Origin of the sequence: Micromonospora sp. NPDC047644, assembly GCF_040704315.1 — a bacterium.
In the GTDB taxonomy this organism is placed as follows: Bacteria; Actinomycetota; Actinomycetes; order Mycobacteriales; family Micromonosporaceae; genus Micromonospora.
The window spans coordinates 22090-38981 of the sequence record NZ_JBEYSY010000027.1 but is presented as its reverse complement, the minus strand read 5'-3'; the positions used below and the strand labels follow the sequence as shown (position 1 = coordinate 38981).

17 protein-coding genes are annotated in these 16892 nt (G+C 73.6%); 10 read left to right on the top strand and 7 right to left on the bottom strand.

All coding sequences use genetic code 11. From position 1 onward, the window contains the following. Nucleotides 1-89: 89 nt before the first annotated feature. On the bottom strand, nucleotides 90-857 hold the full coding sequence (gene fabI / locus AB0877_RS30510; protein WP_366613132.1) for an enoyl-ACP reductase FabI: 768 nt from the start codon (nucleotides 855-857) through the stop codon (nucleotides 90-92). Nucleotides 858-885: 28 nt separating this feature from the next. Then, nucleotides 886-1590 (bottom strand): 3-oxoacyl-ACP reductase FabG, encoded by a 705-nt coding sequence (gene fabG, locus AB0877_RS30505; RefSeq protein WP_366613130.1) that lies wholly within the window; start codon nucleotides 1588-1590, stop codon nucleotides 886-888. Between the two features lie 154 nt (nucleotides 1591-1744). Between fabG and AB0877_RS30500 the strand changes: the two genes are divergently transcribed. From AB0877_RS30500 to AB0877_RS30480, 5 genes are all read left to right on the top strand, one after another. Continuing rightward, entirely contained in the window at nucleotides 1745-2974 is a 1230-nt protein-coding gene (locus AB0877_RS30500) for a histidine kinase (RefSeq protein ID WP_366613128.1), read from the top strand. Then, nucleotides 2971-3633: a response regulator transcription factor gene (locus AB0877_RS30495; RefSeq protein ID WP_357194423.1), complete on the top strand. Its 663-nt coding sequence runs from the start codon at nucleotides 2971-2973 to the stop codon at nucleotides 3631-3633. Before AB0877_RS30500 ends, AB0877_RS30495 begins: the two co-directional genes overlap by 4 nt. Before the next feature lie 99 nt (nucleotides 3634-3732). After that, entirely contained in the window at nucleotides 3733-4638 is a 906-nt protein-coding gene (locus AB0877_RS30490; RefSeq protein WP_366613126.1) for an alpha/beta hydrolase, read from the top strand. After that, nucleotides 4635-5891 carry an acyltransferase gene (locus AB0877_RS30485; protein ID WP_366613124.1) on the top strand — a complete coding sequence of 419 codons (1257 nt, stop codon included), beginning with the start codon at nucleotides 4635-4637 and terminating at the stop codon, nucleotides 5889-5891. Before AB0877_RS30490 ends, AB0877_RS30485 begins: the two co-directional genes overlap by 4 nt. Before the next feature lie 63 nt (nucleotides 5892-5954). Continuing rightward, nucleotides 5955-6170: a hypothetical protein gene (locus AB0877_RS30480; protein ID WP_366613122.1), complete on the top strand. Its 216-nt coding sequence runs from the start codon at nucleotides 5955-5957 to the stop codon at nucleotides 6168-6170. 69 nt (nucleotides 6171-6239) lie between these two features. On the opposite strand, the gene AB0877_RS30475 is transcribed toward AB0877_RS30480, so the two are convergent. Genes AB0877_RS30475 through AB0877_RS30465 form a run of 3 tightly spaced genes read right to left on the bottom strand, consistent with a single transcriptional unit; the run spans nucleotide 6240 to nucleotide 9264 of the window. Next, complete coding sequence (locus AB0877_RS30475; protein WP_366613120.1) at nucleotides 6240-7190, bottom strand: VWA domain-containing protein; 951 nt, start codon at nucleotides 7188-7190, stop codon at nucleotides 6240-6242. Continuing rightward, entirely contained in the window at nucleotides 7187-8188 is a 1002-nt protein-coding gene (locus tag AB0877_RS30470) for a DUF58 domain-containing protein (protein WP_366613153.1), read from the bottom strand. The genes AB0877_RS30475 and AB0877_RS30470 overlap by 4 nt, the downstream gene beginning before the upstream one ends. Further along, on the bottom strand, nucleotides 8167-9264 hold the full coding sequence (locus AB0877_RS30465) for a MoxR family ATPase (protein ID WP_196924350.1): 1098 nt from the start codon (nucleotides 9262-9264) through the stop codon (nucleotides 8167-8169). Before AB0877_RS30465 ends, AB0877_RS30470 begins: the two co-directional genes overlap by 22 nt. 241 nt (nucleotides 9265-9505) lie before the next feature. Here AB0877_RS30465 and AB0877_RS30460 point away from each other — a divergent pair, with 241 nt between their 5' ends. From AB0877_RS30460 to AB0877_RS30450, 3 genes are all read left to right on the top strand, one after another. Beyond that, complete coding sequence (locus AB0877_RS30460) at nucleotides 9506-9736, top strand: hypothetical protein (RefSeq protein ID WP_366613118.1); 231 nt, start codon at nucleotides 9506-9508, stop codon at nucleotides 9734-9736. A gap of 242 nt (nucleotides 9737-9978) precedes the next feature. Next, nucleotides 9979-10512 (top strand): PH domain-containing protein, encoded by a 534-nt coding sequence (locus tag AB0877_RS30455; RefSeq protein ID WP_366613151.1) that lies wholly within the window; start codon nucleotides 9979-9981, stop codon nucleotides 10510-10512. Between the two features lie 43 nt (nucleotides 10513-10555). Then, entirely contained in the window at nucleotides 10556-12055 is a 1500-nt protein-coding gene (locus tag AB0877_RS30450; protein WP_366613116.1) for a PH domain-containing protein, read from the top strand. 163 nt (nucleotides 12056-12218) lie between these two features. On the opposite strand, the gene AB0877_RS30445 is transcribed toward AB0877_RS30450, so the two are convergent. Further along, nucleotides 12219-13295 carry a phosphatase PAP2 family protein gene (locus tag AB0877_RS30445; RefSeq protein ID WP_366613114.1) on the bottom strand — a complete coding sequence of 359 codons (1077 nt, stop codon included), beginning with the start codon at nucleotides 13293-13295 and terminating at the stop codon, nucleotides 12219-12221. Nucleotides 13296-13423: 128 nt separating this feature from the next. Between AB0877_RS30445 and AB0877_RS30440 the strand changes: the two genes are divergently transcribed. Both AB0877_RS30440 and AB0877_RS30435 read left to right on the top strand, forming a co-directional pair. After that, nucleotides 13424-13828 (top strand): hotdog domain-containing protein, encoded by a 405-nt coding sequence (locus AB0877_RS30440; protein ID WP_030488289.1) that lies wholly within the window; start codon nucleotides 13424-13426, stop codon nucleotides 13826-13828. Further along, complete coding sequence (locus tag AB0877_RS30435) at nucleotides 13825-14655, top strand: MBL fold metallo-hydrolase (RefSeq protein WP_366613112.1); 831 nt, start codon at nucleotides 13825-13827, stop codon at nucleotides 14653-14655. Before AB0877_RS30440 ends, AB0877_RS30435 begins: the two co-directional genes overlap by 4 nt. 4 nt (nucleotides 14656-14659) lie before the next feature. On the opposite strand, the gene AB0877_RS30430 is transcribed toward AB0877_RS30435, so the two are convergent. Then, entirely contained in the window at nucleotides 14660-16486 is a 1827-nt protein-coding gene (locus AB0877_RS30430) for an RICIN domain-containing protein (protein WP_366613110.1), read from the bottom strand. Between the last annotated feature and the right edge of the window lie 406 nt (nucleotides 16487-16892).

Below are 16892 nucleotides of genomic sequence, written 5' to 3'. Positions count from 1 at the left end.
TCGCCCCTCGGCCCCGACGCCCGGGCGACGCCCCCTGGTCCGGACGTGTGGGTCACGCGGACGGTGGCCAGGGGGCGACGTGGGAAGCGTCAGGCGCCGATGGCGTGGTAGCCGCCGTCGACGTGCACGATCTCGCCGGTGGTGGCCGGGAACCAGTCGGAGAGCAGCGCCAGGCAGGCCTTCGCGGCGGGCTCCTGGTCGGTGAGGCTCCAGCCCAGCGGGGCCCGCTCGGTCCAGGCGTCCTCGAACTGGTCGAAGCCGGGGATCGACTTCGCGGCGATGGTACGCAGCGGCCCGGCGGCTACCAGGTTGCTACGGATGCCCTGCTTGCCCAGGTGCAGCGCCAGGTAGCGGGAGGCGGACTCCAGGCCGGCCTTGGCCACGCCCATCCAGTCGTAGACCGGCCACGCCTTCGTCGCGTCGAAGGTCAGGCCGACCACCGCGCCGCCGGGCGACATCAGCGGCAGCGCCGCCATCGCGAGGGACTTGTACGAGAAGGTGGAGACGTGCAGGGCGGTCGCCACGTCCTCCCAGGGCGCGTCGAGGAAGCCGCCACCCAGGCAGCTCTGCGGGGCGAAGCCGATCGAGTGCACGACACCGTCGAGGCCGTCGACGTGCTCGCGTACCCGGTCGGCGAGGCCGGCCAGGTGCTCGGTGTTGGTGACGTCGACCTCGATGACCGGCGCGGGCTCGGGCAGCCGCTTGGCGATCCGCTCGACCAGGGAGAGCCGGCCGTAGCCGGTGAGCACGACCTGCGCGCCGTTCTCCTGAGCGAGCTTCGCCACCGAGAAGGCGATCGAGGCGTCGGTGATGACACCGGTGACGAGCAGCCGCTTACCGGCGAGCAGTCCGGACATCGCTGATTTCCTCCGTAGTCAAAAGGGGTTAGTGGCCCATGCCGAGGCCGCCGTCGACCGGGATGACGGCGCCGGAGACGTACCCGGCGCTGTCCGACGCCAGCCAGGTGACCACGTCGGCGACCTCGTCCGGGCTGGCCATCCGGCCGGCCGGGATGGACTTGAGAATCTCCGCCTTGCGGTCGTCGGTCAGGCCGGCGGTCATGTCGGTGTCGATGAAGCCGGGCGCCACCACGTTCGCGGTGATGTTGCGGCTGCCCAGCTCCCGGGTGATCGAGCGGGCGACGCCGACGAGGCCGGCCTTGCTGGCGGCGTAGTTGACCTGCCCGGCACCGCCGGCGAGGCCGACCACCGAGGAGATGAAGATCATGCGACCCCACTTGGCGCGGAGCATCTTGCCCGAGGCCCGCTTCGCGACCCGGAACGCGCCGGTGAGGTTGGTGTCCACCACGTCGGTGAACTGCTCCTCGGTCATCCGCAGCAGCAGCGTGTCGGCGGTCATGCCGGCGTTGGCGACCAGCACCTCGACCGGCCCCAGCTCGGCCTCGACGGCGGCGAAGGCGGCGTCGATCGAGGCGGCGTCGGTGACGTCGGCACGGACGCCGAACAGCCCTTCGGGCGCCTCGCCGCTGCGGTGGGTGATTGCCACCCGGTCGCCCTGCTTGGCGAAGGCCTGCGCGATGGCCAGGCCGATCCCCCGGTTGCCCCCGGTCACCAGCACGGTGCGAGCCACTGTTCCCCCTTGCTCAGCTGATCTCAGTCGCAGGCGAGCCTAGGCGTTACCGGCAGGTAAGCGCTAACGGGAGCCGCGTCACACCGAGGTACGACACCGGGATCAACCCCTGGTGGCACGCCCTGCGGCGGGGTCGCCCCGTAGCCTCCGGGTGGTGAACTGGCGACCGATCACCGTGGCCCTCGGGGGCCTCGGGCAAGCCCTGTGGGGCCGGGACGCCCCGCCCGGTCGGCCGCTGCTGGCCCGCTGGCCCAGGCTGGCTCCGTACGCCGCGCCGGTCGGCCTGCTCGCCGCGCTCGGCCTCTTCCTGATCACGCTGACCGTGGAGACCGAGTGGGGCCTGCCGACGCCGGTCGCGGTGCTGTTCGCGGCGATGACCGTGGCGCCGCTGCTGGCGCTGCCCCGGCGTCCGCTGCTGGCCTGGCGGCTGGCGGTGCTGGCCCTGCTGATCTGCACGTTCGACGCCCCAGCGGATCAGGACTGGCGGTGGACCCCGCCGCTGGCGCTCGGCTCGATCGCGGTGCTGGCGGTGGTCGTCGCACGGGTCGACCGCCCGGCGCTGGCCTGGGTGGTGCTGATCAGCACGGTGCCGGTGCTCACCATGGTGCACCCGGACAACCGGGTTCCGGTCCTGCTGCTGCTCGGCGCGCTGGCGATCGCCGGCGACCTGATCCGGCGCAACCGGCTGTCCCGGAGCGCGCTGGCCGCGCAGACCGAGCTGAGCGAACGCGAGCAGGAACGTCGGGCGGTGCTGGAGGAACGCACCCGGATCGCCCGGGAACTGCACGACGTGGTGGCCCACCACATGTCGCTGATCGCGGTGCAGGCGGAGACCGCCCCGTACCGGCTGACGGACGTGCCGGCCCCGGCAGCCGCGGAGTTCGTCGCCATCGCCGCGTCGGCCCGCGACGCGCTGACCGACATGCGGCGGCTGCTGGGAGTGCTGCGCAGCGAGGCGAGCGACGCGCAGACCGCGCCGCAGCCGGACCTCACCGACCTGGGCGCGATGGTGGACGCGGCACGCCGGGCCGGGCTGCCGGTGACCCTGGACGTCGAGCCGGTGCACGACGACCGGGTGCCCGCGCCGGTCGGGCTGGCCGCGTACCGCATCGTGCAGGAGGGCCTGGCCAACGCGGCCCGGCACGCGGCCGGCGCCGCGGTGCGGGTCACCGTCCGCGCCGGTCCGTCCGGTCTGGGGGTACGCGTCGAAAACTCCCCGGCCGACGTCCGACCGACCGCCGACGGTGGCTCCGGGCACGGGCTGACCGGTATGCGGGAGCGGGCCACCTCGCTGGGCGGTACGTTCACCGCCGGGCCGCTGCCCGATGGGGGTTACGCGGTGGCGGCCGAGTTGCCGTACGACGCGGAGGGCGGGGACCGATGATCCGGGTGCTGATCGCCGACGACCAGGCGATGGTCCGGCAGGGTTTCGGCGCGTTGCTCGCCGCCCAACCGGATCTGCTGGTGGTGGGGGACGCCGCCGACGGCGCGCAGGCGGTGGCCGCCGCCCGTCACCTCGACCCGGACGTGGTGCTGATGGACGTGCGGATGCCGGTGATGGACGGGCTGGAGGCCACCCGCAAGCTGCTCGGTGACCGCTCGACGCAGCGGCCCCGGGTGCTCATCCTCACCACCTTCGACCTGGACGACTACGTGTACGAGGCGCTGCGCGCCGGGGCCAGCGGGTTCCTGCTCAAGGACGCCCCGGCGGCCGACCTGGTGCAGGCGGTGCGGGTGGTGGCGGCCGGGGACGCGCTGCTCGCCCCCGGGGTGACCCGTCGGCTGATCGCCGAGTTCGCGGCCCGTCCGGACCGCCGCAGCCCGCGCCCCACCGACCTGGCCGGGCTCACCCCACGCGAGACCGAGGTGCTGCGGTTGATCGCTCGGGGCCGCAACAACGCGGAGATCGCGGGCGACCTGGTGGTGGCCGAGCAGACGGTGAAGACGCACGTCGGGCGGATCCTGGCCAAGCTGGGTCTGCGCGATCGGGCCCAGGCAGTGGTGCTGGCGTACGAGACGGGTCTGGTGGCCGCCGGCGAGTAGCCCTGTGGAGCCAGCTCGGAAACGGCTCTGTGGGACGACGACCGGGCCCCGCCCCCGGGCGCACTCTCCCTCCGGACGACATTCCGGAGGGAGACCGTGATGCGACGACGAGGTGCCAGCCGGGCGGCGGTGGCCGCGCTGCTCGGCGTGAGCCTGGTTCTGCCGACCCGACCCGAGCCGGCCACGGCGGTGGGGTTCGTCGAGGCGTACCCGGTGACGGCGGCGACGATGCGCGCGGCCGGCCCCCCGTACGCGGACTGGGCGGCCGACGGACGCCGGTTCCTGCTGTTCGACGAGCGCGGTGACGGCCGCGCGGTCGAGGTTCTCGGCGACCTCGCCGACGCGGACCGGATCGCGGTGCTGGTGCCGGGGGTCGGCAGCACTCTCGCCGACTTCGACCGGGGGTTGGGCGGGGTGGCCCGGCGGGCGCCGGCGGCGCAGGCCGGGCAGCTCTACCGGGAGCTGCGGGCGATCGACCCGGCGGCACGGGTCGCGGTGCTGGCCTGGCTCGGCTACGACCCGCCCGACGGGGTCCTGACGGCCGCCGGTGGCGTCAGCGCACGGCGCGGCGCGGCCGGGCTGGCCACGCTGCTCAGGGAGCTGACCGCGCGCCGTCCGGCGGCGACGATCACGCTGGTCGGGCACAGCTACGGGGCGCTGGTGGTGTCGCTGGCGGCGGCGGACGCCCCGGCCCGGGTCACCGACGTGGTCAGCCTGGGCGGCGTCGGCGCCGGGGTGCAGCGCGCCGACGACCTGCCCGGCGGGCGGCGGTTCTGGGCGGCCGAGGCGACGACCGACTGGATCCGTCGGGTACCGCCGGTGCGGCTGCCCGGCCTGGGTTTCGGCCGGCGACCCGGCGACCCGGCGTTCGGTGCCCGACCCCTGCCGGTAGGTGGGGTGGCGGGGCACGACGGCTACCTCGCCCCGGGCAGCGCCACGCTGGTCGCGGTGGCGGCGGTCGTGCTGGGCGGCGTCGGCACCGACGGGATCGGGGACGCCCGGTGAGCCGGGACCGGGCCGTCGACGCCTTGCGGGCGTACGCCATCGGCGGGGTCGTGCTGGGGCACTGGCTGGTCACCGGGTTGGTGCTGACCGGCGACGGTGGGCTGCACCAGGCGAGTCCGCTGACCGCCCTGCCCGACCTGGCCCCGATGACGTGGGTGTTGCAGACGCTCGGGTTGTTCTTCTTCACCGCCGGGTTCGGCTCGACCCGGTCGCTGGCCCGTCACCCGGGCGGCGCGGGTGGTTGGCTGGCCGGTCGACTGTGGCGGCTGCTGCTGCCCGCCGTGGCGCTGCTGGGTGTGGGGGCCGCCGTGCTGCTCGCCGCGACCGTCGTCGGCACCTCGGACGACACGCTCGCCGTCGCGCTGCGGCTGGCGGTCAGCCCGCTGTGGTTCCTGCTACCGCTGGTGATCCTGGTCGCGGTGACCGGTCCGCTGCGCGTCGCCGTACGCCGGTGGGGGGTGGTTCGGTGCGTGGCGCCGGCGGTGGCCGTGGTGGCCGCGGTCGACCTGGCCGTCCGGCTGCTGCCGTCCGGCACCGACCTGCCCCCGGTCACCGTGCTGGCGGCCTGGTCGGTGCCGTACCTGCTGGGAGTGGCGCACGCCGACGGGCGGTTGGACGGCCGGCGGGCGGGCGCGACGGTGGCGGCCGGTGGGGCGGTCGCGCTGGCGGCGCTGGTGGCGCTGGGCTACCCGGTGAGCGCGGTCGGCGTGCCCGGGGCCGGGGTGTCCAACCTGAACCCGCCGTCGCTGCTGGTCGTGGCGTTGGCGGTGACCCAGGTGGGGCTGGGGCTGCTCGCCCGGCCGGCACTGCACCGGCTGCTGACCCGGCCCCTGCCGGGCCGGGCGGTGACCGAGGTGAACCGGTCCGCCGTCCGGATCTACCTGTGGCACCAGCCGGTACTGGTGGCGGTGACCGCGCTCACCGCCCGCGGCGGGCTGGCCCTGCCCGGTCTGCACACCGCCCCGGACGCCCCGGGGTGGGTGCTGGCGCGCTGCTGCTGGCTGCCGTTGCTGGCCGTGGTGCTGGTCACCGTGGTGCGGGTGGGGCAGCCGGGTCGAGGCGTACGGGCGGGTGCCGCGCGGCGTCGGCAACCGGGCGGAGGAGGGCTCTCGGGCCGGTCGGCCGAGTGCGCCCCTGCGGCACCGCAGGTGTACGATCATCGACGTTCCGGCCCGCCCGACTTGCAGGAGGTGATCGCTGTGCGAGATAGCGATCCTCCCAGTCGTGGCCGGGCCGATGGTCAGTCCCGCTGAGCCACGACTCAGTCTGGTGAGCTGACCCCGCTCCGCTCCCCCACCGCGTCGGCACCTGCCGAGGTGAGTGTGCCGCGCCGCCCGACCCCGGGCGGTCGCCGGGAGCCGCCCGGTCACGACTTCGTGTGCGCGTCCCCACCCCCTGCGGTCCGCCCCCGCGCGCGGACCGTCCAGCCGCCACCCGGAGCCGTCATGAGCCGCTACGTCGCCCCGCTGGGCTTCACCCTCGCCGCCGTCTGGGTGGCCATCGTCTTCGTGCTCGCCGGTGGCGGTCACTGACCGCTGCGGGCCGGCAGCTCGCGCTGCCCGGTGCCGGCGGCGATCCTCGACCGCCGCCGGCGCAGCCGTTCACAGCATCCGGGACGACCACAGCAGACTGAACGCGCCCGCGCAGAGCGCCAGCAGCAACGCCACCCCGGCGTACCACTGGGTCACCTCACGCGGCTCGGTGCGGAACCCGATCGAGCTGCCCATGTCCTGATAGACCTGCTTCAACTCGCTCACCGAGGCCGCCTCGTAGAAGTAACCCTCGGTGGTCTCGGCCAGCTCGGCGAGGGCCATCCGGTCCACCGGCACCCGCTGCAACTGCCCGCCGATGTCGACCTGGCCGGTATCGGTGCCGAAGGCGATGGTGGAGACCGGAACGTTCGCGGCCTGCGCGGCCGCCGCCGCCTCCTCCACCGCCCGACCGGAGGTTCGGAAACCGTCGGAGAGCAGCACGATCCGGGCCGGCGGAATGCCCGCCGCACCATCGGTCGGCACCGACCGGATCGCCTCCAGGCAGGTGAACACCGCCTCGCCGGTCGCGGTCGCCTCGGCCAGCACCAGCCCGTCGATGGCGCTGGTCACCGCGTCCCGGTCCTTGCCCGGCGGCACCAGCACGTTGGCCGCCTTGGCGAACGACACGAGGCCCAGGTTGTAGCTCTCCGGCAGCTCATTGACGAACTGCTTGGCCGCCTCCTGGGCCGCCTCCAGCCGGTTCGGCGCCACGTCGTCGGCCTGCATCGACAACGACACGTCGATGGCGAGCATCACCGTGGCCCGCTCCAGCGGCTCCTTGGTGTCCACAGCGGGACGGGCCAGCGCGGTGGCCAGCACCAGCAGGCAGAGCAGGAAGGCGGTCGCCGGGACGTGCCGACGCCAGCCCAGGCCCTTCGGCGCGACGGTACGCAGCAGGTCCACATTGGTGAACCGCATCGCGTACGCCCGGCGGTGCAGCTGCCGCCAGACGTAGAACGCGGCGAGGGCGAAGACCGGCAGCACGGCCAGCAGCCACCACGGTTGCAGAAAACGGATCATCGTGTCGTCCCCCGGGTACGCGCGTGCCGCTGCGCGGCCACGAATCGCACCATGTCCAGCAGCCAGTCTCGGTCGGTACGCAGACGCAGGTGAGCCGCGCCGGCGCCGCGCAGGGCGGCGGCGATCGTGGCCCGTTGGGTGGCGGCGGCCTCGGCGTAGCGCTGCCGCAGCCGTGGGTCGGCGGTCTGCACCTCGTGCAGCTCGCCGCTCTCCGGGTCGACCACCGGCAACACGCCCACGTCGGGCAACTCCAGCTCACGCGGGTCGACCACCTCGATCGCCAGCACGTCGTGGCGGACGCGCAGCTTGCGCATCGGCCGCGCCCACTGCTCGGCCGGCGCGAGGAAGTCCGAGACCACCACGGCCACCCCGCGACGGCGGGGCGGACGGTTGAGCATCTCGACCAGGGCGCCCAGGTCACCACGGCCGGGTTGGATGGCGGTGCCGGCGACGGCACGCAGCAGGCCCTGCGCCTCCTTGCGCCCGGAACGGGCCGGCAGCCGGGTGAGCACCCCGGGCCCGGCCGGCGGTGGTCCGCCCCGCCAGCGTCGGGCCGGGGCGGACACCCCGCCGCCGGTGCCGATCACGGCGCCGATCCGGTTGCCCCCGCGCACGGTCAGGTGGGTGATGGCAGCCGCGGCGGCCACCACCACCTCCCGTTTGAGCCACTGCCCGGTCCCGAAGTCCAGGCTGGCGGAGAGGTCCAGCGCGAGCCAGGTCTCCAGTTCCCGGTCCGAGACCGTACGCCGCACGTGCGGCGTGGTGGTCCGGGCCGTGACCGGCCAGTCCATCCGGCGTACGTCGTCGCCGGGGCGGTACTCCCGGGACTCACCCGCCTCACTGCCCGGTCCTGGCAGCAGGCCGGCGTAGTCGCCCTGGAGCAGACCGTCGAGCTTGCGGGTGACGAGCAACTGAAGCCGGGACAGCACGGCCTCACTACGGTCGGCCAGGGGGGCCGGACGAGGGGTGGGTGAGGTCACGGGCGCTGCCCGGGCCAGCCAGCGCCCGGCGGCGGCGCGATCGACGGCGGGGTGGCCTGCTGCCGGGGAGCGACCGCTGGCAGCGGGATCGTCGACATCACCCGCTGCACGATGTGGTCGGCGGGTACGTCGTCGGCGAGCGCGTCGTAGCTGAGCACCAACCGGTGCCGCAGGATGTCCGGCGCGATGTCCTGAACGTCCTGCGGCAGCGCGTAGTCACGCCCGCGCAGCAACGCCAGGGCCCGGGTGGCCCGGACCAGACCCAGCGAGGCACGCGGGCTGGCCCCGTACTGGATCAGTTGCGCGACGTCGGGCATGCCGTGCTCGGCCGGGGCCCGGGTGGCCAGCACCAACCGGACCGCGTAGTCGACCAGGGCGTTGTGGACGAAGACCTGGTCCGCCTTGCGTTGCAGGGCGATCAGCTCCGGCGTGTCGAACACCGCGGTCGGCTCGGGCGCGGCCACGCCCATCCGGTAGACGATCTCCCGTTCCTCCGCGTCGGTCGGGTAGCCCACCACGATCTTCATCAGGAACCGGTCCCGCTGCGCCTCCGGCAGCGGGTAGACGCCCTCCTGCTCGATCGGGTTCTGAGTGGCCATCACCAGGAACGGGTCGGGCACCCGGTGGCTCTCCCCACCGATGGACACCTGCCGCTCGCTCATCACCTCCAGCAGCGCGGACTGCACCTTCGCCGGCGCACGGTTGATCTCGTCAGCGAGCAGGAAGTTGACGAAGACCGGCCCCAACTCGACGTCGAACTTCTCGCTCGACTGCCGGTAGATCCGGGTGCCCATGATGTCGGCAGGCACCAGATCCGGGGTGAACTGGACCCGGGCGAAGGACCCACCGACGACCTTGGCGAGGGTCTCCACCGCCAGGGTCTTGGCCACCCCGGGCACGCCTTCGAGCAGGCAGTGACCTCGGGCGAGCAGCGCGACGAACATCCGCTCCACCATCCGGTCCTGCCCGACGATCACACGTTTGATCTCGAACAGGCCCTTCTCCAGCAGGGTGGCGTCCTGCGCGGGTGTGGTCACCGGGGCAGGTGCCGCTCCGTTCGGCGTCGGGGCGTCGGGCATGGTCGGCTGGGCCACCGGTCCTCCACAGCGTTCGTCGGTCGTCGCGGCTCGTGCGGTATCAAGACTCGCACGCCTTGCTGAGTGTCGAGGTGGGGAGAAGCCGATTTTGGGCGTGCCGTCCCCGGCGGCCGAATCACACATCGCGGGTGTGCACACACCGGCCTGTCGCGTGTACGATTCACCCCGTCGCCGGGCGGCTCCCCCCGTGGTCGCCCGGCGCTCAACCTCTCCGTCCCGCCGCCCTAGACTGGCCGGGATGAACACCCCCTCCCCCGCCGACGAGGCCCTGATCTGTTCGGCCCGGGGCTGCCGGTCCGCCGCCGTCTGGGCGCTGGAGTGGAACAATCCCCGCCTGCACGACGCCGATCGGCGCAAGACCTGGTTGGCCTGCGCCGGGCACCGGGGCAGCCTCGGCGACTTCCTCGACGCTCGAGGCTTCCTGCGTGCCGTCACTCCGGTGCCAGGATCGCCTACGCTCGACGTGTGAGCGGCGACCCTCCGGCTTCCCCCGGCCCCACCTCCCCGTCCTGGCCGCCCACCCCGGCCATCGCGCCTCCCGGCGTCGACCCGCCGCCCGGCGCGTTCCCGGCACCCGGCACGCTCGGCCCGGAGCCCACCGCGCCGGACGTCTCGACGCCCGCCCCGCTGCCACCGGGCGCGCTGCCACCCGGTCACCGGCCGGCGCCCGCCGCCGAGCAGCGCCCGCCCGACCTACCGCCTCCCGGCCTCCTGCCGCCCGACTCCCACGTGCTGCCGACGGCCGTGCCGGGTGGCCGGGGTCCGCTGGAGCCCTGGCCGGACACTGTCAACTGGCAGCCGATCTCCACCGACCTGATCTGGGTGGAGCTGATCCGGCTGGCGATCGTGGTCGCCATCGGGCTGGCGTTGACCGGGGTCGCCTGGGCGTTCAGCGGTCACTGGTTGTTCGGGCTCGCCGTGGCCGTCGTGCTGGTGTTCGGCGCGTGGCGGGCCGTCGCGATCGTCCGCGCGGTCCGGGCCTGGGGGTACGCCGAGCGGGAGAACGACCTGCTGGTCCGGCACGGGTTGCTGGTGCGCCGGCTCTCCATCGTGCCGTACTCGCGAATGCAGTTCGTCGACGTGAGCGCCGGGCCGTTGGAGCGCGCCTTCGACCTGGCCACCGTGCAGCTGCACACGGCGGCGGCGGCGAGCGACGCCCGGGTGCCCGGGCTGCGCCCGGCGGAGGCGTCGCGGCTGCGCGATCGGCTCACCGCGCTCGGCGAGGACCGGGCGGAGGGGCTGTGAACACCCGCGCGGGCAGCCGCCCACCGCACCGAGGGCCGCTCCGATGAGCGACAGGCCCTCCGAGCCGAGCACCGTGCCACCCACCGGCGCTGTTCCCGAAGGCGCGACACCGCCCGGCGCGACACCGCCTGAACGGGTGCCGGCCGGCGCGACGCCTGGTGGGCCGGTGCCGCCCGGCGCGCCCGCGCCGTGGCCGGCACCGCCGGGCGGTGGCGAGGGCGAACCCCGGCAACGACTGCACCCGCTCAGCCCGGTGCTGCACGGCGCCAAGTCCCTGGTCGTGGTGATCGCCGGGCTGTCCTGGTCGACGCTGTCGCGGGTGGGCTTCGGCTGGTTCGCCGCCATGGTGGCGGTGCTGGCGCTCGGCGCGACAGTGCTGTCGGTCATCAGCTGGTACAACACCGGCTACCACGTCGTCGGCCGGGAACTACGGGTGTACGAGGGGCTGCTCTGGCGGCGTACCCGGGCCATCCCGTTGGAACGCTTGCAGGCCGTCGAGGTGGTCCGGCCGCTGCTCGCCCAGCTCACCGGCCTGGCCGAGCTGCGCCTGGAGGTGGTCGGCGGAGGAAAGACCGAGGCGCCACTGGCGTACCTCGGGGTGGCCGACGCGGCCCTGCTGCGCGAACGTCTGCTGGCGCTGGCCGGGCGGGTGGGGCCGCAGCCCGCGCCCGCCGACGCGACGGCCCCGGTGACCCCGGGTGCGACGGTGCCGCCGGCGGCCGTACCCGGCCGACCACTGCACGCGGTGAGCAACCAGAACCTGCTGATCAGCCAACTACTCACACCGCAGGCGTTCCTGCTCCCGTTCGGTGTGGCCTTCGTCGTGGTGCAGTTCCTCACCGCCGGTTCGTGGTCGTTCGTCGCGGTGGCGAGCACCCTGACCGCGATGGCGGGTGTGCTGCTGCAACCGATCCGCCGCGTCCTCGACGACTGGAACTTCCGGCTGGCCCGCGATGGCGGCACGCTGCGGGTGCACAACGGCCTGCTGGAGACGCGGGCGCAGACCGTGCCGCTGGAGCGGGTGCAGAACGTGCGCGCCACCTGGCCCCTGTTGTGGCGGGTCAAGGGCTGGCTGCGGCTGCGGCTGGAGGTGGCCGGCTACTCCGTCGCGGAGGCCGACGACCGTAACCGGCCCGACCGGCTCCTGCCGGTCGGTGACCTGCCGACGGCGACGATGATCGTCGCCGAGGTGCTTCCCGGGGTACGCCTCGACGCTCTCACGCTGAGCCCGCCGCCGCGCCGGACCCGTTGGCTGCACCCGCTGGGCCGGGCCGCGTTCGGCGCGGGGCTGTTCGAGCGGGTGTTCGCCACCCGGTCGGGCCGGGTCACCCGGCAACTGGTGATCGTGCCGTACGCCCGGATCCAGAGCGTCCGGGTGGTTCAGGGGCCCATCCAGCGCCGTCTCGGGTTGGCCACCGTGCACGCGGATACGGCGGGCGGCTCCGGCGCCACCGCCCAGGACCGTGACCTGGCCGAGGCCTGGGCCCTGGCAGCCGACCTGACCGCCAGAGCCCACCAGGCCCGCACCACCCCCCACCCCTGACCCCGCCCCCTCCCCCCACCCGCCCCTCCCCCCGCCCGCCCCCGGCCCTCCGTGCCCCGCCGTTCTCCGCGGTGATCATGAAGTTATTGCCCCGACACGCCGTGCGGGAGGGCAATAACTTCATGATCACCGGGCCGAGGGGGCGGGCCTTGGGTGGGAGGGGTCAGTGGTCGGCGGGGACCGGGGGGTTGGTGGTGGCGGTTTCCGGGCCGTGTGGGGTTGGGGGGTCGGGCTGAATGGTCGGGGGGTCGGCGGGGTCGGGGGGCGGTGGCGTTCCGGGCTTCGGGTGGCGGACACGCCACGCCGCCCAGCCGCGCTCCGCCAGGCCGACCACCAGGAAGGTCAGCCCCACGTAGGCCCAGCCGACCAGCACGTCGATCACGTAGTGCTCACCCGAGTAGACCAGGGTGAAGGTCATCGCCAGCGGGTACGCCAGCAGCAGCGGCCACCAGCGACGACGGGTGGCGGTCAGGAAGAACAGCACCACGAACAACGCCCAGGCGGTGTGCAGCGACGGCATCGCGGCGACCGGGTTGGAGGCGATCTGACCGGCGTTGAGGACGTTGCCGGCGCCGTGCATACCGAACGCCTTCCAACCCCGGGTGGAGATCCGGGCGACCTCGGTGAGCAGGCCGTTCTGCGCCGCCCACCAGGGCGGGGCCGCCGGGTAGATGAAGTAGGTGACCAGGCCGGCCGCGCAGAGGAAACCCCACCGCCGCATGTACGCGGCCCAGCGGTGCCGGTCGCGCAGCCAGAGCACCGCGGCGGCGGCCAGCGCCACCACGAAGTGGGAGAAGTACACCCAGCTCGCCGCGACATCCCACCAGTGCACCTGCGGGTGGTAGAGGTGCTGCTGCAACCAGACGGTGGGCACCTCACCGCCGGTAGCCCAGCCGAACATGAACCGGTCGGCGACGATCAACTCCATCGCGTGCGGCGTCGCCCCGTTGTCGGCGAACCCGCGCGAGAGGTTGTAGATCACGAACAGCAGCACCACCGGCACCCAGTCCCGGGCGAAGCGCAGGTGGCTACGCCACGGTCGATCGCTGTTCCAGGCGATGGTCGCCAGCCAGATCCAGACGAAGGCGTACGCCGGGTCGGTGGGCAGCCCGATGGCCAGCCACGCGGCGACGAAGGCGACCGCCCAGACGGTCATGGCGACGACGCGCCGACGACCCCCGTCCGGGGACGCGGGCGGGTCGGTCCGGGCGGGGGGCTGGGGGTCAGTCGCGACGGCCATCGGGGTCAAGGTTAACGACGGGTACGGCATCGACCGACGGGGACCACCCGTTGCGCGTCCGGGGGTGGTCGCGTCCGGATCGTCGGGCGCGTGCTCGACGGGTCCAGCGAGCACCTAGGCTGACGACCATGCAGGAGCAGCCCGAGCCGGCCTTCGCGCCGGGTCTGACCGCCCAGGTCGAGTTGACCGTCACCGACGCGGACACCGCCCAGGCGGTCGGTTCCGGGGACGTACCGGTGCTGGGCACCCCCCGGGTGCTGGCGCTGGCCGAGGCGGCCACCGTCGCGGCGACGGCGACCGGGATGCCGCCCGGGTCCACGACAGTGGGCACCCGGGTCGAGTTGGAGCACCTGGCCCCGACAGTGGTCGGCCGGACGGTCCGCGCGCAGGCGCTGCTGGCGACCGTCGACGGTCGCCGGCTGTCGTTCGAGGTCACAGTCAGCGACGGCGACCAGACGGTGGCCCGGGGCCGGGTGGACCGGATCCTGGTCGACCGGGGACGCTTCGTCGAACGGGCCGGGCGGGCGTCGTGAACGCCGGTTTCGTCGAGGTCGCCGACCGGGTGCACGTGCTGGCCGAGCCGCTGCTGCGGGTCAACGTCACACTGGTCGTCGGCGACGACGAGGCGCTGCTGGTGGACACGCTCTCGTCGGCCGCCCAGGCGACCGAGCTGGCCGCGGCCGTCCGGGCGGTCACCGACCGTCCGCTGACGCTTGTCAACACCCACCACCACTACGACCACTGCTTCGGCAACGCCGTCCTGGCCGGCGACCCACCCCGTCCGGTGTACGCACACGAACTGGCCGCCGCCGCCCTGCGCGAGGAGCCGGAGCGGCTGCGCCGGGAGGCGTACGAGGAGGTGCGCACGGAGCACCCGACGCTCGCCGCCGAGCTGGCCGACACCCCGCTGCTGGCTCCCACGCACACCGTGCACGTCGAGACGGTCCTCGACCTGGGCGGTCGACAGGTGCTGCTGCGCCACCCCGGGCGGGGGCACACCGAGGCCGACCTGGTGGTGCACGTGCCGGACGCCGACGTGGTGGTGGCCGGGGACCTGGTGGAGCAGAGTGGCCCGCCCGCCTTCGAGGACTCGTACCCGTTGCGGTGGCCGGACGCGGTCGCCGACCTGCTGCGCCTCACCACCGCGCGCACCGTGGTGATCCCGGGCCACGGCGACCTGGTCGACGTCGACTTCGTCCGGGCCCAGCACGCGGAGCTGGCGAAGCTGGCCTGGCTGATCCGGGCCGCGCACACCGGCAGCGCCCCGCCGGAGCGGGTGGCCGCCGAGGCCCCGTTCGGGGCTCGCCCGGCTCTGGTCGCCGCCCACCGCGGCTACCTGGAGCTGAACGGCACGGGCTGACCGCCTACACCGACGTGCGTCGCCACTGCTGGTTGGCGCCGGTGCCACACGTCCACTGCACCGCGCGGGCACCGTCGGTGGTGGCGGAGTTGAGCACGTCGAGGCACTTGCCGCTGTGCCGCGCGACGAGCTGCACGTAGCCCGTGCCGAGGTCCTGCACCCGCCACTGCTGGTTGGTGCCGCCGTTGCAGGTCCACTGGGTGACCCGTACCCCGTCGGCGGTCGCGCCCGCGCCGCCGTACACGTCGAGGCACTTCCCGCTGTGCGCGCTGACCACCGTCTGGTAACCCCCACCCGCGTCCTGGAACCGCCACCGCTGGTTGGGCTGACCGTTGGCGGCCCACTGCACCACGTCGGCACCGTCGGTGGTCGCGTTGTTGTTCACGTCCAGCAGCTTGCCGCTGTGCCGCGCGGCGAGGGTGTACGCGCTCGGCACCGGCACCGTGGTGTCCGGGGCGAGCCGGTACAGCCCGGCGCCGTGGGCCGGGAGCGACCGGGTGAGGGTCCCGGTCGCCGTGCCGAGGGCCGTGCCGGACCACAGGTCGGTCACGGCGGCCGACCCGATGCCGAGGTCGGCGAGGTTCACCGACACCTGCGCCGCGCTGCTGTCCCGGTTGAACAGGGCGACGTACCGATGGTTGCTGCCCGGCACGTCGGCGGTCCACACCTGCCGACTCCCACCGTAGAGCTGACGGTTGTTCGCGCTGTTCTGGTTGACCCCCAGGACCGCCGCGTTGGTCATCAACGCCAGCTCGGCGGCGCGGTTCTCGACCAGGTTGCCGCCCCACATCAGTGGCGCCCGGTTGATCGCCCACAGTGACATCAGGGTGCGCTGCTCGTCCGGGGTCAGGTTGGAGTATCGCGGCGAGCCGACCGGCCCGTACTTGGAGAGCCGCCCGATCGGGATCATGTCGGCGTCGGGCCAGGCGCCGGTGGCGCGGTACGGGGTCCAGTTGCGCAGCTGGTCGAAGAGCGCGTCCACCGACGACCAGTTGTCCCACAGATCGTTGACGATCCGCCACATGTGCGCGTTGGCCTGAACGTGCGCGCCGCTGGACAGCGAGGTCGGGCCGGGTGACAGGCTGAGCACCATCGGCCGGCCGCTGCGCTGGATGGCCGTCCGGTACCCCTCGACCTCGGACTGCCGGTACGTCGGGGCGGCGATGTCGTCCACCTTCACGTAGTCGACTCCCCAGGACGCCAGCAACTGGAACATCGAGTCCAGGTACGTCTGCGCGCAGGGGTTGGACATGTTCAACCCCCACATCAGGTTGAGCCAGGCCGCGGTGGTGGTGTTGTTGATCTGGTTGGCGCGGCAGTTGGTGCCGAGGATCGGGACGTTGTCGGCGACCGCCTGACGGGGAATGCCCCGCATCAGGTGGACACCGAACTTCAGGCCCTTCGAGTGGACGTAGTCGGCGAGCGGCTTGAACCCGTTGTCACCGGCGGCGGAGGGGAACCGGGTCGTGTCCGGCAGCAGCCGGCCGTTGGCGTCCATCCGGAGCCGGGGTTGCAGGTTCGCGTCCTGGTTCGGGCTGTTGTTGTGTTGACCGGGGTAGTACCAGGCCCAGTCGATCACCACGTACTCCCAGCCGAACTGCCGCAGGTTCGTGGCCATGTAGTCGGCGTTGGCCCGGACGTCGGCCTCGGTGACCCGCCAGTTGAACGAGTCGTAGCTGTTCCACCCCATCGGTGGGGTGTCGGCCACCCCGTTGTCCCACGCGGCTGCCCGCTCCGGCGGGTGGGCGACGACCATCCCGGCAGCCACGAGCAACACGACCAGTAGGGCCGCGACGTGCCGGAACGCCAGAGGTACCAGAACCACCCGCATCAGAACCTCCCCGACGACACCCACGTTTCCATCGCGCGTCATCGATGTTAACGTTCACAAATCCCCGAGGTCAACCCTCACCCCACCCTCCCCCCGACCCGCCTTCACCCCGCCCCGCGCGCGCCCGCGTCACGCCCTCACCCCGCCCCGCCTTCACCCTGCCTCCGCGCCGCGCCCCGCCCGCGCCTCCGCCCCGCCCGCGCCTCCACGCCCCGCCTCCGCCCCGTGCCGCGCCGCCTCCGCGCGCGATCTTGCACTTTGCGCGGGACGAAAGCAGGACATAGCCGACGAAACGTCGACAGAAACTGCAAGATCGACGCCGGAGAAGGGTTACGCGACGGGGCGGGCCGGGGCGGGGCGGGGCGGGGCGGGGCAGGGCAGGGGCAGGGGTGCGGCGCGAGGGCGC